Genomic DNA, 16,293 nt, shown 5'->3' on the forward strand with positions numbered 1-16,293 from the left:
TTAATTTTACAAACAAGTAGTTACTGATAAAACTTTAATATTTTAATAAAAAACAAATTATACCTTAAAATAATGGGGTTTAAATTAAGAAAATAAAAAAAGGAGTTTTCTCAAGTCTGAAAACTCCTTTTACCTAAATAGAATATATTCTAATTCCCTAGTTATAACTCAGAATAAAAGCCAAAACGCTCCGATATCAACTTAGCATGCTCCTTAACTTTCACACCTATTGCATTAAATGATTTTTCCGGTAACCTTTCCTCGGGGCCAGTAACCCATATTGCCGCGATAGGGGAACCATTTCTATTAAAAATTGGAGCTCCGATACAATGGACTCCGGTAACTTCCTCTCCCCTGTCCGTAGAAAAACCAATGGTTCGAACTTCTTTTAATATCTTTTTATAGTCAGAAATGTTGGTAATTGTCTGCTTTGTATACTTCTTAAAATCCATTTTATCCAATATTTCCTTCTGCTGATTAGGTGGCATAAAGGCAATCATAGCTTTACTAGGGGCCGCAACATTCGAAGGAAAAACGGTACCAATATCTACCCAAAATTTTATAGAATGCAAACCTGGTATTAATTCCAATACTATTCCCTCATGATTGACCATTATTCCCAACAATACCGTTTCCTTAATATCATCTCTTAATAATCGCATAACATCGATAGATTTTTCAATTAAGGTTTGCTCATTCAACACAGAATATCCTAGCGACAACAATTTACCGGTAATTGTAAAAGCCTTTGAGCCCTCGTTCCTATAAAGATACCCAAAATCCAACAAGGTAGAAGTTATCCTAAATGTACTATTCATAGGTATATCCAAATGATTGCTTATATCCGTAATATTCAACCCTTCAGGATATTTCGTAAGCAACTCCAATATTTTAAGGGCCCGCTCCAAATTGGGAACACTATGTTTGGACCCTTTATTTTCTTCTTTTTCCTTTTTTACTTTCATTACACGATAACTGATTTATGGAGTAAACTCAACAGCCCTATTAACTGAATCAAGCCTATTTATAAATTAGAATAATTTAAACATTAGAAAACGGTGAAAATAACCGACTGAAATTTAATGACAAATTAACAAGAAAATTCAAAAACCATTTAGTTCAAAATACCCGGTTATAAAATTAAGGCATTTTTTAAGATTAACGGTTTTCCTCTTGGAATTTCATTTAGAAGTGAAATTGTAATCCTTGGACCATTGAAAAAATGTATAATCCTTAAACGTAGTCCTCAAATTTAGATTCGCTTCTTCTGAATATTGTCCGACAATCTTTGCAATATTGATTGCAGGTCTACATTCATGGTAGTATTAGATTACCATACATAAATCACAATGCCCTAAACTGCAAAAACATTCTTTTCCAACAGAATTACACTTTGAAATAAAACGAACCCAAAAGATATCATTTGAAATGATAACACTTTAAATCATGGTCCAAATGAAAAAATGAGATATTTTTTCATTTTTAATAAAGACAGAGTTAAAACTAATGACCCCTTGCTTTTAAATTTCTGAAATCCAACTTCAACTCATTCCAATAATCACAATAACTAATTGAATATTAATTATTTATGTACATTGTCATAATATTTTATTTCCACAATATGCCAAAAAAGTGAGCCGAAAGTGCGCGTAATTAGTAATTTTAAGGCGAAAAAAAAAAGCCTTCAATCTCTTGAAGGCCTTTGTTTACTAAGCGGTCCGGACGGGACTCGAACCCGCGACCCCCTGCGTGACAGGCGATTAAATTGCCTTTTCATATAACACTATTTATTTTCTTATAATCTGATTATCAGTATTTTATGTTTTTATGTTTTGCAACCAGTTTCATTATATATAACTTTAAGTGTCCATTTGTTGTACCTATGTTGTACCCATTATTGAATTGTTATGGCAAGTATCAAAACAGTTTTAAGAAAAAAAGTATTTTCTGATGGCACCTTTCCAGTATGTCTAAGGGTGACCAAAAATAGAAAAACAAAATATTTTTACACCATATTTAGATCAACCGAACTTGAGTGGAATTATTCTTCCGGTTGTTTTAACAGCAAGAATTCAAATTACATTCAAAATAATAGATTGTTGCTCAAATTTAAGGATCGTGCCTTAAAAGTATATTCCGATCTTCAGATGGAAAAAGAGTATTTTAATCTTGACGATTTTAGTAAACGTTTCCGAGTAGATAACAATCCGGAAAATGATTATGTATTTCCTTTTTGGGAGGAGATAATCTCAGAAATGAAACTGGCAGGTAGGATGGGAAATGCTACCATGTATGAAGAAACCATGAAATCTATAAAACAGTTTTGCAAATTTAAAAAAATAAGGTTTCAGGAAATTACAAATACCTTCTTAAATAAATATGAAGCATGGCTCCGCTCTCGAGGTGGAACAGATGGCGGAATCAGTATAAAACAACGCACATTAAGAGCGTTGTACAATAAGGCAATTGAACGGAACATCATAAAAGACACCAACCATCCATTCAAAACCTATAAGATATCAAAACTAAAGGGTCAGGGTATCAAAAAGGCATTGGACTTTGATCAGGTAACTAAAATCATCAACTTTGACACTTCCCAATATCCACATTTAGAGGATGCCAAAAATTATTTTGTGTTCAGCTTTTATACCCGAGGAATGAATTATACGGATATGATGGTTCTCAAATGGCAAGATGTTGATGCAACCACCATTTCTTATATTCGAAATAAAACCAAGGGCAGGTTTGTTATTACTATCCTTCCGCCAGTACAAGAAATCCTCAATTATTATAAACAACATTCGTTGCCTACTAAATACGTGTTTCCCATACTTTTAAAGGATGGTCTAACTCCGGCCCAAATTGATAATCGCAAAAAGAAGACCCTAGCCAAATATAATCGAGACTTAAAGGAAATAGCCAGCCTCTGTGGGATAAACAAATCCTTGTCCAGCTATGTGGCCCGACATAGTTTTGCCAATTGTTTAAAACAAAAAGGAGTAGCTACAGATGTTATCGGCGAATCACTGGGGCATAAAGACTTAACTACTACCCAAGTATATTTAAAAGAATTGGGCAGTACCGTACTTGACGATGCGGCGGCTTTGCTGCTTTGACCGATTTATGACGGTTAGAGAATTCAACCTGTTTATCACTTTTTTTTATTCATTACAAGTACTGAATGGAATTTATATTTATTTGATTGTTTGAAACAGTTTGGTTTTAAATTTCATTTGCATAACGTTCTAATGCTTCCGCCTTGGCCCAATTATCTGTATACTCAAAGGTTTATTTCCATATTTACTGTCTATTACAATTGACAAGTCCCAAATTAAAAAATTGCGCGGTCCAACAATGATAGAAAGTTATAAAGTGGTAACCGTAAACTAGCCCTGGGTTTTTTGAATATTTCAAGTGTCCAGTAGAGAAATCCATTAATGTCTCTAAATTTATGGAACATAGAAAACAGCACACCTTTAATTATTAATACGTTACCGAACCAGAATAACTTTCTGCACAGTGTTCCATTGAAATTTGTTTATCCTTCAAAATTTTCAGGGCTTGTTATAAGCCAATAGATGTAGTGAGTATTTCAACGCGCTTTTACGTTTTTACTTTAAAAATCAAAGACCATAATTCTATCGCGAACAAAACCTACATATTTCCGTCACATATCAAGTTTCGATACTGAACAATCAATCGTTTTCTTACATCATAAAATAACCTAATATAAACATGGCATTAAATCTTAGGTGGACAAAAATTCATTAAAAGAGTAAAATCGTACAAAACCGGAAATTAACAGCACAGTACAGGATAGGCCTCCAAATTTTAGACTTTAATCTTGTTGTAAATCAAAGGTTAAAATCCATTGACGATTCTAGACAAAGGCGTTTGGACTACAATAGTTCTTACTGACAAATCCACCAAATTTATCTAGATCAATAATTACTAAACTAAACTCATAAAACATGAAAAAAAAGATTTTAAAACAATCGAAGTTGCTTTTCGCACTATTTGCGTTAAGCCTTTACAGCTATTCTGCAATAGCCCAAGACCCCGGTGTTTCGGGTACGGTAAAGGCATCGGACGGCATGCCGATACCTGGGGTGAATATCGTTCAGAAGGGGACCACAAATGGGGTTGTCACCGATTTTGATGGCAATTATTCTATAAACCTTACTGATGGCGCCAGAATTCTCGTATTCTCTTACCTAGGATATCAGACCCTAGAAGAGACCGTTGGTAATAGGGCCACAGTAAACGTTACCCTACTTGAAGACACTCAAGCCTTGGACGAAGTGGTGGTAATTGGTTATGGTACCCAGCGGAAATCCGACCTAACAGGTTCTGTAGCCTCCGTAAGCTCTGAAGATATTACCCAAGTTCCATCTTCTAGGGTGGATCAGGTTTTACAGGGTAGGGCTGCCGGTGTTCAAGTAACACAAACTAGTGGTGCGCCAGGCGCAGGTACAGTTATTAGGGTAAGGGGTGGTAATTCCATTACAGGAAGTAACGAACCACTCTGGGTCATTGATGGTATTGTTGTTGGAACCAATTTCAACTTGAACAACATTAACGCCAACGACATTAAATCCATAGAAATATTGAAAGATGCCTCTTCTATTGCCATTTACGGTTCCAGAGGTGCGAATGGTGTAGTTCTGGTAACCACCAAAAATGGTGCCGGTGCCGGGGTGGGAAAACCTCAGGTAAGTGTAAACCTGTACACCAGTATGCAAATGGTACCAGAGCAACCAGATATGCTCTCTCAAGCAGAACAAATAGCTTTCACAAACGAAAGTGCACAGTTTAGATCTGCGGCATTACCATTTCCCAATGATCCATCTACCTATCCCAACAACGATTGGTATGAGTTGTTAATGGGTCCATCACCAATTTATAATGCAGATGTTTCTATAGCCGGTACTTCAGAAAACGGCAATGTCAATTATTACAATTCATTAAACTATTTCAACCAAGATGGACTAATCATAAGTTCTGGTATTGAAAAATATATTTTCAGATCAAACTTGGATCTGAGGTTAAGTGATAAATTGAAAACAGGTTTCCGTATCAACTATTCCAGAATCAATCAAGATAACGGTGTTGTTGGTTTTGGAAATGTTTTCGCCAACCTTCCAACACAACCAATTTATAATGAAGATGGCACATTTAATGGATTTGATGAAGTTATTGGTGCACCATGGTCCAATCCAATAGCAAATGCACAGTTGAATACGAATGAGACATTCACCAATAATTTATTGGCAACGGTTTATTTAGAGTATAGTCCATGGAAGAAGTGGATGATACGATCAACATTTAGTCCGGAATTTAACAACATCAAACAAAACAGATTTATCTCTAGCCAAAGTCCGGATCTATTGGAAGTAGGCGACCTTGGCAGGGCTAGTGTACGCACCGTTGCCAGCACTGGTTGGAACAATGAAAATACTGTACAATATCAATCGGATTTGGGTGAAAATCATAACGTGACGGCACTTGCTGGTGCTTCATTTCAAAAAGTATATACAGAAGTTGCAGAAGCAGAAGCTTTTGGTATTACCAGTGATGCTACAGGTTTTAACAACCTGGGTTTTTCTGACCCTACCAGATCAGTAGTAAGTAGTGACTATGACGGCTTTCAAGTAGCATCGTTTTTTGGAAGGCTAAATTATAGTTATAAGGACAAATACCTACTTACCTTGGTAGGTAGAACAGATGGTAGTTCGGTATTTGCAGAAGGCAACAAATATGAATTCTACCCGTCCATAGCAGGAGCTTGGAAAATCAGCGAAGAGGCCTTTATGCAGGACCAGAGCTTTTTTCACGATTTAAAACTTCGTGCCAGCTACGGTAAATCCGGTAATCAAGCCATTGGGCCTTACAGGACGCTAGGTTTACTCACAGAGGCCAACACTTCTCTCAATGGTGCTGAAGTACCAGGTTTAACATTGGGAAGACCTTCAAATCCTAAATTAAAATGGGAAACAACTACTTCTCTGGATATAGCATTGGAAGCATCCATGTTTGGCGGTAAGCTTTTTACGGAATTCAACTATTACCAAAAAGAGACCAATGACCTGTTATTGGATGTTACCATCCCTAGGCAAACAGGGTTTACCAGCCAATTGCAAAACGTTGGATCCTTAGAAAATAAAGGATGGGAGCTTTTAGTAAACTCAACCAATATATCCAATGCCAACTTTAACTGGAAAACCACTTTAACATTGTCGTCCAACAAGAACAAAATATTAGATCTTGGCGGGGTAGATTTTATTGATGTTACTGTAGATGCAATATTGGGTTCGGGGAACACGCGCTTAATTGTAGGTGAACCTGTACCTGTCTTTACAGGAGTTAGGTATTTGGGAACGTGGAAGAGTCAAGAAGAGATCGACGCTTCAGGTTTAACGGATCCCCAAGTAGTAGGTGGATCCAGGTTTGAGGATTTAAACGGAGATGGGATAATATCTACAGAAGATAATGTTGTTCTAGGAGATCCCACACCAGATCTGATCTATGGCTTCGAAAATTCCTTTTCCTATAAGAATTTGGACTTTTCATTTTACTTTCAAGGTACTACGGGAAATGAAGTGTTCAATTTAAGAACTCGGAACCATTATTTTAATAGAGGGGAAACTACAAAATTTGGAGATTTACGAAATCGCTGGACTCTAGACAACCCTACTTCTGACATTCCCAGGGCAGGGGCAGATTCCGTAACAAACACTCCTAGTAACTCGGAATATGTAGAGGACGGATCGCATTTACGCCTTAAAACAGCAAGAATAGCCTATAATTTTCCTGTAGAAAAAATGGGTTGGGGAGACAGTGTAAAAAACATGAGTCTATATATTTCCGGAAGTAATTTACTGCTATTCTCCAATTTTAGATTGATAGATCCAGAAACAAGTAATTTCGGAAGAAATGGCTTAGGTAATATAGCTCAAGGTTATTCTGATGGTGAATATCCTAATCCACGAGTGTTGACAGTTGGTCTAAACGTAACCTTTTAATAAAAACACAGATGAAAACAAGAAACATATTTTTATACATTTTGATGATTTTCTCCTTCCTTGGTTGTGAGAAGTTTTTGGAAGAAGAACCTAGAGCCCTTATTGCCCCAGAAACCTTTTTTGCTTCAGAAAATGACGCAAGACAAGCGGTAAATGGTATATATGGTATTTTAAAGAATAATTCCATTTATGGACAGGTAGGACTTGACCACTTTTATGACAATGGAGCTGACATTATTGAACCTAACCGTTCTGCAAATTTCGTAGAACCCATAGGAAATTATTCAATGAACGAGGCTTTGGCAGATGTATCCGTTCAAAAAATGAGTGTTTCAGATACTTGGAAGGATCTTTATAGAATCATTTTCAGTGCAAATATTATAATAGATAGGGTTACTGGCAATACCGCTATAAGTCAGGATGCACAAATAGATATTATTGCCGAAACTACATTTATACGTGCTTTGTGTTATTGGCATATCACCAACCTTTGGGGTGCAGCTCCCTATTATACAGAACCACTAACAATAGATGAAGTTAGGGTACTGGGAAGAACCGATAAGGAAACTATAGTAAATGGTGTTTTGGCAGACCTACAATTTGCCCAAGCCAATTTGCAGGATTCTTATACTGGGAATCAAAGTGGTAGGGCTTCCAAATGGGCAGCGGCAATAATAGAAGCTAAAATTTATATGCAGCAAAAAAAGTGGCAGCCTGGATTGGACAAATGCATACAAATTATAAATCAATCCCCACATTCACTTTTACCAACCTATGCGGAAGTATTTGATCCTTCCAATGAATATAATTCCGAGATTATTTGGTCCTTGGATTTTGCAAAAGATATCAGAAGTCAGTTTGAAGAAGGTACGGTTCGTGAAGACGGCACACTGCCGGCCGCATTTGGTAATGGTAACTGGAGACCTAGTATGTTTAGCCCCCGTTTAAGGGATGAGCCCAAGAACTCAAGTGAACGAAGTGCCTTGGCGGCAGCACTAAATGAACGAGGTGAAGCATTTAATGGAACCGGTCTCCAAGTAGCTTCTAAGGATTTTGCTGAAAAGTTTCCCTTGAACGACTTAAGGAGGCCTTTGAATATTGCGGACACCTATTTAGGCTTTGAATTGAATTTTCCTTATATGCCCAAATTTTGGAATTTGGATGTGAATAACTCCCCGCGATTCAACCATTCGGACAACAGACTTGTTTTTCGTTTGGCCGATGTTTATTTAATGGCTGCAGAATGTGAAAACGAAATTAATGGTCCGGCTAACGCATATCAGTATATTCACCCCATTAGACAACGTGCATATAATACCCAAGCAGAGTGGGAACTGGTTGGTCTTAGTCAGCAAGAGTTTAGGGAAGCCATTTATGACGAACGTAAATGGGAACTGGCTGGTGAATGCTTTAGAAGATATGATTTAATTAGATGGGGGATTCTCTTGAATGTTGTACAAAATCTAGAATACCGATTCTGGAAACCAAATGAAAACATTAAACCGTATCATGTATTATTGCCCATTCCCTTGCAAGAACTGGAATTAAATCCGGCTTTATTGGATGCTGACCCAACGAACAATGGATATCGTTAGGAGGTACAAATAATAATGTTTCCCAAGCATTATTCGGTTTGGAAATATAAATTTTTGGTTAGTTTGAATTAGTTGGTGAGGTGGGGCAAAAAGTTATTTTGCCCCATTTTTTTCACCCTATTCAATTAAGGTCAAATGGCCTATTCGACCTCCAAGATAATATTAAGACACTATATATCATGTACGTTTTGGAGATGCACAGGTTGAACTTTTAACCATGGCGACAGGGATAAGCTAATAGATTTTGTCTTCTATTTATCACAGCACTGGAAGTGTATTTTTTCCTTTGCAAAACCGAAACTGGATGGTACAGGATAGATAATACGCAAAGTTGGAATAACTTTCCCAAATCCATTTTTACCTCGCCTCCTTTGAATGAATTTTATATAATGAGACATACTTTTGAAAGATGAAAACTAAAACCCTGTTCATATTAACTACAGTTCTGAGTGCAACTAGTTTAGTCTTAAACGCCCAAAAATCCGAATTTACGCAACCCGTTGTAGGTGAAGAAAATAATTATGAAGAAAAAGAAGGCCTCGTAATTATTGAAGCAGAATACTTTTACAAGCAAAGTAATTATGAAAAGAGACAATGGTACAGAACTTCAAAATTGGAATCCCCACAGCTGGGTCAAGATGTTGAGGAAAATCCTTTAAATAGTGCCAGCAATAATGCTTATATTGAAATATTGCCCGATACCAGGATCAACCATTCTGATAAACTGATACATGGGGAAAACTTCTCCAATGACCCAGGAAAAGCAGCCATAGTTCATTATAAAGTAAAAATAAATAATCCAGGGCGTTATTATATTTGGGCAAGGGCATTCAGTACGGGTAGCGAAGATAACAGCATACATGTCGGATTAAATAATGAGTGGCCTGTCCATGGGCAAAGAATGCAATGGTGCGAAGGCAAGAATAAATGGACTTGGGAAAGTAAGCAAAGAACAAAAGACGTGCATTGTGGGGTACCTAATAAAATTTATTTGAACATCGAGAAAAGTGGTATACACGATATTCAGTTTAGTATGCGTGAGGACGGTTTTGTATTTGACAAATTTCTCATGACAAACGACATTGATTATATCCCAAAAGAACAAGGGACCGCAGTGTCAGCTTCGTTACCCGTGACAACTTACTTCCAGACCATTTCCTCCACCGTTTTAGAGAACAAGACACTACCTGTGGATGATTTTCCAATTGGTGAAACCGGTTTTTATAGGGATGCAGACGGTAAATGGCTCGCCATAGAACCAGAAAAAAATAAAGAAGCCCAAACAACTACCACCTTTAATTTTAAAAGTGCCAATTATGACATTTTGTTGGTTGCCGTAGGTGAAAATGATGGACGATCAAAGTTTACGATACGCATTAATGACAAAGAACTAGGGTCATATTCCCCTCCATTGGCCAAGAAAATATTTGAAGAGGGTAAAAATTATAATGCATTGTGGGAAAACGTTAGCCTAAAAAAAGGAGACAAAATTTCAGTAAAGTCGATAATTGGAAGTGAGGATGGTAAAGAGTGGGCAAGAGGCCGCTGGTCTGGAATAATTTTCACTCCCGTGGGGAAAGGAAAAGAAGTACAGCAAACACCATTTGACCCATCTCCTGAAGAAACGGAAATAACAAAATTAACCATTAAACCTCCAATGGGACGTATTGCCATTGTGGCCGATGGCAATTCGCCAGACCCGGATGACCTTGGCGGAACCGCAGTTTCAATTGCTTTACTACGGGCTTCGGGACTGGAAAATAGACTGGTTCATTATTCACACAGTTGTGATTTGGCAGGTGACAACAGGATTTCAGAAGCGGCTGAAAAGGAAAGACATGCATTGATGCAAGCTGCCTGCGATGTAACCGCTAGACGCTGGGGTGGTTTTGATGGACTAACTTTCTTGGATGCAAAATGGCAAAAAGAGAAAACTGTTAAGGATCTGAGTGCAGCCATTAATGCTTCTTCCAAAGAAGATCCCTTATGGATTATTGAAGCTGGTGAGCCGGATATTATTGGAATGGCATTGGCAGCATCGAAAAAATCCAAACACAAATATGTAAAAGTGATAACACATCACCCGGCAAATGATGATGCCGGTGATTTTTATACGTGGCAGCAAATATTGGATTTTGGGGTTGAAGAAGTTCGCATCCCGGACCAAAACACAAACTTAAAAGTAGCATTACCGGAATGGGATTGGGCAAAAAACCACCCGGATCCTAGAGTGCAATGGGTCTGGATACAAGGAAAAATTGCAGAGGTTGACGATGTCGTTACATTTCAAAAAGGAAAGTGGGACTGTTCAGATGCCGGTATGGTATTGTATTGGATTACAGGGGCCACCAATGGCGGTCTTACTTTGGGCACCGTTAATGATATTAAAAAAATATTGTTGTACTTTATTGAAAATTCCAAAGATCATTGAACAAACATTACCTTATAACCCTAATATATTAGCAATGCCATGAAATTATACCTCACTTACCTCCTACTACTATTATCTCTATCGATTACCGCACAAAGTAAAATGAAAGTGCTTATCGTTGACGGTCAAAACAATCATCTTGTTTGGCCCAAATCTACCATTATGATGAAGCAATATCTAGAAGAAACAGGCCTTTTTGAGGTTGATATCCAACGTACCCAATACCTGTGGAAGGCAGAACGGGAAACGGATTATTTACCCCTTGCAAAAACTGGAAAAAGTGAAATATTGGAACAACCCAAAACAGACCCGGCATTTAGTCCTGATTTTGAAAAGTATGATGTGGTCATATCCAACTTCGGATGGAAGGCAGCTCCATGGCCCATGGAAACCCAAAAATCGTTCGAAGTCTATATACAAAATGGAGGCGGATTTGTAAGTGTCCATGCCGCCAACAACTCCTTTCCAGAATGGGAGGCCTATAATAAGATGATAGGCTTAGGGGGTTGGGGAGATAGGACCGAAAAAGACGGCCCTTATGTTTATTATGACAATGTGGGCAATAAGGTGATCGACACAAGCGAGGGAGCGGCCGGTGCCCATGGGGACAGACACCATTTTCCAGTTACCGTTCAACATATAGACCATCCAATAACCAAGGGTATGCCCAAGGTGTGGATGACCGGTATTGATGAATGTTATGCCAAATTACGTGGTCCGGCCGAAAATATGACGGTATTGGCCACCGGTAAGGACTTAAGTGAAAATGCCCCTACGGACCGTCAAGAACCTGTGCTTATGACCATAAAATATGGCAAGGGACGTATATTTCACAACGCTTTGGGCCACGATACCGATTCTTTTGAAAATGTTGGGTTTATCGTTTCCTTTTTGCGGGGAACGGAATGGGCTGCATCGGGTAAGGTATCGCAAGTCATCCCAATCGATTTTCCAACAGCACAAGAACCTAGGCAACGAACATTTAAGCTTGCCAACCATTAAACGAGTATGCTGTGCAGTATTTAACAACAACTATAGATGTAGCTTTTTTAATCTCCAATACCAGTCCTAATCCTTTTGGACAAATTGATATCGACCTTCCCATAAAAAAATTGAAATATAATGAATGGATACCCCTTTTGGGCCGAACCCTATCGCAATGGATAGTGTGGACCGGCATAAATGAACCTTCAGTAAAAAGCCTTCCACAGAACTATAAACAGGATGAACGTGGTAAAAATAAAGCCTCCATAGGACATGGAGATTCAATGGGTATATTTAAAGTGGCCAAAGTGGATGGGGATTGCTTTATGCAGGACATTAATATTCGTCCTATTTTGGAATTTCATGATTGGATTAAAAACGAAGCTGGGCTCCAATAGTACTTAAAACAACAATTAACTGAGAACTTAATACAGACGGATAAGATGAATTTATTCAAAACAAATACTAGGCCTTCAGTAATTATTTACTTGGTAGGAATACTGATGGTCGGTTGCCAAACAGGGCCCAAGAATAGTGAAAAAGAAATTGCAATAGCAAGCCCGATCCAATTGGGGGAGCAACCCAATATTTTGTGGTTGGTAACAGAAGATATGGGACCCTACATTCCGTCTTTTGGTGATTCCACTATTGTGACACCTAATTTAAGTCGCTTGGCTGCAGAAGGTGTGGTATATCCAAATTTGTATTCTACTTCAGGAGTTTGCGCTCCCAGTAGGGCTGCCATTATAATGGGGATGTACCCTTCCAGTATTGGGGCAAACCATATGCGCACCACGTCCTATACCGAGGTTACCGGGTTGCCCTCATACGGGGCAGTACCCCCACCTCAAGCCCGTATGGTTAGTGAACTACTTCGTATGAACGGTTATTACTGCTCCAATAATTATAAGGAAGATTATCAATTTGAAGCCCCTAAAACAGCCTGGGACGAAAGTAGTCCCTATGCCCATTGGCGCAATCGTGATGAAAATCAACCCTTCTTTTCAGTGTTCAATTTTACGGAAACACATGAGTCGGGACTTTTTGAGCCCTATGGTTTTAGGAATATAGAAACAAGGCATTATCACGAGGGGGATAGATCTTACAAATGGGATGGAAATCGTATGGCAGAAGAGGAAACGCCAATACATTTGCCAAAAGATACAGAGTTTGATATTCCCCCATACCTTCCGGATACTCCCAAAGTACGGAGGGATATGTGGAAGCTATACAATAATGTGGCGGAAATGGACAAGCAGGTCGGGGCCGTATTAAAGCAGTTGGAGGAGGAGGGGCTATTGGAAAATACTATCATCTTTTTCTATGGTGACCATGGCGGACCCCTGCCCAGGGAAAAGCGGTTGATCTATGATTCCGGTTTAAACACCCCAATGATCATAAGGTTTCCAAAAAAACAACTTGCAGGGACAAAAGATACCCAACTGCTCAGTTTTGTAGATTTTGCCCCTACCCTTTTATCCCTTATAGGAATTGAGCCTCCCCCCTATATGCAAGGACAGGCGTTTTTAGGGGAATATAAGGCTTTAAACGAGCGCAAATATATTCATGGTGCAGCGGATCGTTTTGACGGATTTACCGATGCCATCCGTGCCGTTCGCGATGACCAATTTAAGTATATTAGAAATTATAGGCCGGAACAAGGATATTATTTACCAGTGGAATATAGGGAAAGGATTCCTACCATGCAGGAATTGTTGCGTTTGCGCGATGAAGGGAATTTGGATAGCATACAAGCACTTTGGTTTAGGGAACAGAAGGATCCGGAAGAATTGTATGATTGCATTAACGATCCCCATGAATTACATAATTTGGCACAAAACCCGGATTATAGTTCAAAAATGGAAGAATTACGAGCCGAAATGGATCGGTGGCTAAATGAAATTGGGGATGTGCCCAACCTTCCTGAAGCAGAATTGATAGCCAATCTTTGGAATGGTGCCAAAACCCAACCAATAACTTCAGCACCCAACATAACCTCATCCAACAATAAAACAACACTTGAATGTGCTACTGATGGAGCTTCTATAGGGTATAAAATAATAGATAAGGATGGCACTACCCCAAAAGTATGGTCGGTTTATCAAAAACCATTTGAGGTTCCTGCGGGAAGTGTTCTAATCGCTCAAGCTTATAGGATTGGATTTGTGCCCAGTGAAATAGTGGAAACAAAAATTGAGTAAAACATAGGACCATATGTAGTTCAGGCAATTCTATGTTCATCTGTAAAACCCTATTTCAATAGCAGCGTGATTTCTTTAAGCCCTAACTTGGAAATTAAGTTAGGAACCCACATCATTCAAATAAAGTATAACCCGTCATAGCAGTACAGAGCAGGATGCGCTTTTTTATTTTGTATGCTATATTGAAACGCTTTTCATACCAAACTTCTTTGCGGGTATGATAAACAATTAAAATATTGATTAAATTACCTATTACTAGTGAATTTAAACTGTAACAGGTCCATACATATAACATTTAATTAAAGAGAATGTCAGTAGAATCGAATACAAATACTTTTGACGCCATTGTAGTAGGAACAGGAATAAGTGGCGGCTGGGCTGCAAAGGAGCTATGCGAGAACGGTCTTAAAACCTTGGTTTTGGAACGTGGAAGAATGGTAAAACACGTGCAGGACTATCCCACTATGAACCTTGATCCTTGGGATCTGCCCAATGCCGGGGAGACCCCTGCAAATATAAAGGCAAAATACCCAAAACAATCCCGTTGGGGCTTTGATGAGACTACCCGGCATTTCTTTAATGACGATTCGGAATATGATTATGCCGAAGCAAAACGTTTCGATTGGATTAGAGGTACACAGGTAGGTGGCCGGTCCCTGATATGGGGAAAACAAACCTATCGTTGGTCAGATTTGGATTTTGAAGCCAATGCCAAGGATGGCATTGGGGTTGATTGGCCCATACGTTACAAAGATATTGAGCCCTGGTATGCCCATGTAGAAAAACATATTGGTGTTAGTGGTGAAGCTTTAGGGCTACCTCATTTGCCCGATAGTGTATTCTTAAAGCCTATGGAGTTGAACTGTGTTGAAGAACATTTGAAAAAAGGTATTTCAGAAAATTATGATGATCGTGTTTTAACTATCGGGAGAGTGGCACATATTACCGAAGGCACAAAACCCGGGGCAGGAAGGATTAGTTGTCAGTACAGAAACCGATGCAAACGAGGCTGCCCTTATGGTGCCTACTTCAGTTCAAATTCGTCAACAATACCCATGGCCGAAGCCACTGGAAATATGACCATAAGGCCAGATTCCATCGTATCCGAGGTACTATATGACAAGGATAAAAAGAGAGCTACAGGGGTTAGAATAATCGATGCCAACACTAAGGAAGTGATGGAATTTAGATCTAAAATTGTATTTCTATGTGCCTCGTCCATGGCCTCCACGGCCATATTGATGCAATCCAAATCAGAGGCTTTCCCGAACGGAATGGGCAATGCTAGTGGGGAATTGGGCCACAACATTATGGACCATCAACTGGGCGGGGGCGCCAATGGAAAAATTGAAGGATACGATGATAAGTATTACAAAGGACGAAGACCTAACGGATTTTATATTCCTAGGTTTAGAAACGTAAATAATTCTTCCAAAAAATTAGATTTCATACGGGGATATGGCTATCAAGGTAGTGCCGGCCGTAGTGATTTTAGTACGTTCATCCCGGAGTATGCCTATGGAAAGGAATTTAAGGAGGCCGTGTTTCAACCAGGAGAATGGCGAATTAATCTAGGGGGCTTCGGAGAAGTATTGCCGTACCACGAGAACCATATGTATCTCGATTATGACAAACTGGATAAGTTTGGCCTGCCCACTATTGTATTTGATGCAGAGTTTAAGGAAAATGAGAAGCGTATGAAAAAAGATTGGATAGAACAAGCGCAGGAAATGCTGGAAAATGCCGGTTTTAAAGAGGTAAGGGCCAACCATAGGGAATCCTATATGGGTGGAGGAATACACGAGATGGGAACTGCTAGAATGGGCAGAGACCCTAAGACTTCGGTCTTAAATAAATATAATCAACTTCATGAAGTACCCAATGTATATGTAACTGATGGTGCTTGTATGACCTCTGCAGGCTGCCAAAACCCTTCCTTGACCTATATGGCCTTAACGGCAAGAGCGGCAAATCATGCGGTTACAGAGCTGAAAAAAATGAATTTATAATCTAAAAGATTAAGTTTATTTTAAGCGCTTATTGCCATTTCAACTTTGGAC

Annotated in this window: 9 protein-coding genes; 8 read left to right on the plus strand and 1 reads right to left on the minus strand. The window is 38.8% G+C overall.

What is annotated here, in order from left to right:
• Positions 1-161: 161 nt before the first annotated feature.
• Positions 162-965, minus strand: a complete 804-nt coding sequence (locus B9Y87_RS14455) for an IclR family transcriptional regulator (protein WP_085499690.1) — start codon at positions 963-965, stop codon at positions 162-164.
• Positions 966-1,907: 942 nt separating this feature from the next.
• Here B9Y87_RS14455 and B9Y87_RS14460 point away from each other — a divergent pair.
• The 8 genes from B9Y87_RS14460 to B9Y87_RS14495 all read left to right on the plus strand — a co-directional run bounded on the left by B9Y87_RS14460 (position 1,908) and on the right by B9Y87_RS14495 (position 16,242).
• Complete coding sequence (locus B9Y87_RS14460) at positions 1,908-3,116, plus strand: site-specific integrase (protein ID WP_085499691.1); 1,209 nt, start codon at positions 1,908-1,910, stop codon at positions 3,114-3,116.
• A gap of 855 nt (positions 3,117-3,971) precedes the next feature.
• Positions 3,972-7,022, plus strand: coding sequence for a SusC/RagA family TonB-linked outer membrane protein (locus tag B9Y87_RS14465; RefSeq protein WP_085499692.1), 3,051 nt, complete (start codon positions 3,972-3,974; stop codon positions 7,020-7,022).
• A gap of 11 nt (positions 7,023-7,033) precedes the next feature.
• Positions 7,034-8,617, plus strand: coding sequence for a RagB/SusD family nutrient uptake outer membrane protein (locus B9Y87_RS14470; RefSeq protein WP_085499693.1), 1,584 nt, complete (start codon positions 7,034-7,036; stop codon positions 8,615-8,617).
• A gap of 409 nt (positions 8,618-9,026) precedes the next feature.
• On the plus strand, positions 9,027-11,048 hold the full coding sequence (locus tag B9Y87_RS21965; protein WP_176225641.1) for a hypothetical protein: 2,022 nt from the start codon (positions 9,027-9,029) through the stop codon (positions 11,046-11,048).
• Between the two features lie 39 nt (positions 11,049-11,087).
• Positions 11,088-12,050, plus strand: a complete 963-nt coding sequence (locus B9Y87_RS14480; protein ID WP_085499694.1) for a ThuA domain-containing protein — start codon at positions 11,088-11,090, stop codon at positions 12,048-12,050.
• Positions 12,051-12,061: 11 nt separating this feature from the next.
• Positions 12,062-12,430 (plus strand): hypothetical protein, encoded by a 369-nt coding sequence (locus tag B9Y87_RS14485; protein ID WP_085499695.1) that lies wholly within the window; start codon positions 12,062-12,064, stop codon positions 12,428-12,430.
• Positions 12,431-12,475: 45 nt separating this feature from the next.
• Positions 12,476-14,233 carry a sulfatase-like hydrolase/transferase gene (locus B9Y87_RS14490; protein ID WP_085499696.1) on the plus strand — a complete coding sequence of 586 codons (1,758 nt, stop codon included), beginning with the start codon at positions 12,476-12,478 and terminating at the stop codon, positions 14,231-14,233.
• 308 nt (positions 14,234-14,541) lie between these two features.
• Positions 14,542-16,242: a GMC oxidoreductase gene (locus tag B9Y87_RS14495; RefSeq protein WP_085499697.1), complete on the plus strand. Its 1,701-nt coding sequence runs from the start codon at positions 14,542-14,544 to the stop codon at positions 16,240-16,242.
• Positions 16,243-16,293: the final 51 nt, after the last annotated feature.

The sequence above is a fragment of the Arenibacter troitsensis genome, assembly GCF_900177645.1.
Taxonomy (GTDB): Bacteria; Bacteroidota; Bacteroidia; order Flavobacteriales; family Flavobacteriaceae; genus Arenibacter; species Arenibacter troitsensis.

What these genes read in the sequence shown, in the direction of transcription:
- B9Y87_RS14480 (WP_085499694.1), top strand. Translation starts at nt 11,088, where the DNA reads ATGAAATTATACCTCACTTACCTCCTACTACTATTATCTCTATCGATT.
- B9Y87_RS21965 (WP_176225641.1), top strand. Translation starts at nt 9,027, where the DNA reads ATGAAAACTAAAACCCTGTTCATATTAACTACAGTTCTGAGTGCAACT.
- B9Y87_RS14490 (WP_085499696.1), top strand. Translation starts at nt 12,476, where the DNA reads ATGAATTTATTCAAAACAAATACTAGGCCTTCAGTAATTATTTACTTG.
- B9Y87_RS14460 (WP_085499691.1), top strand. Translation starts at nt 1,908, where the DNA reads ATGGCAAGTATCAAAACAGTTTTAAGAAAAAAAGTATTTTCTGATGGC.
- B9Y87_RS14470 (WP_085499693.1), top strand. Translation starts at nt 7,034, where the DNA reads ATGAAAACAAGAAACATATTTTTATACATTTTGATGATTTTCTCCTTC.
- B9Y87_RS14455 (WP_085499690.1), bottom strand. Translation starts at nt 965, where the DNA reads ATGAAAGTAAAAAAGGAAAAAGAAGAAAATAAAGGGTCCAAACATAGT.
- B9Y87_RS14495 (WP_085499697.1), top strand. Translation starts at nt 14,542, where the DNA reads ATGTCAGTAGAATCGAATACAAATACTTTTGACGCCATTGTAGTAGGA.
- B9Y87_RS14465 (WP_085499692.1), top strand. Translation starts at nt 3,972, where the DNA reads ATGAAAAAAAAGATTTTAAAACAATCGAAGTTGCTTTTCGCACTATTT.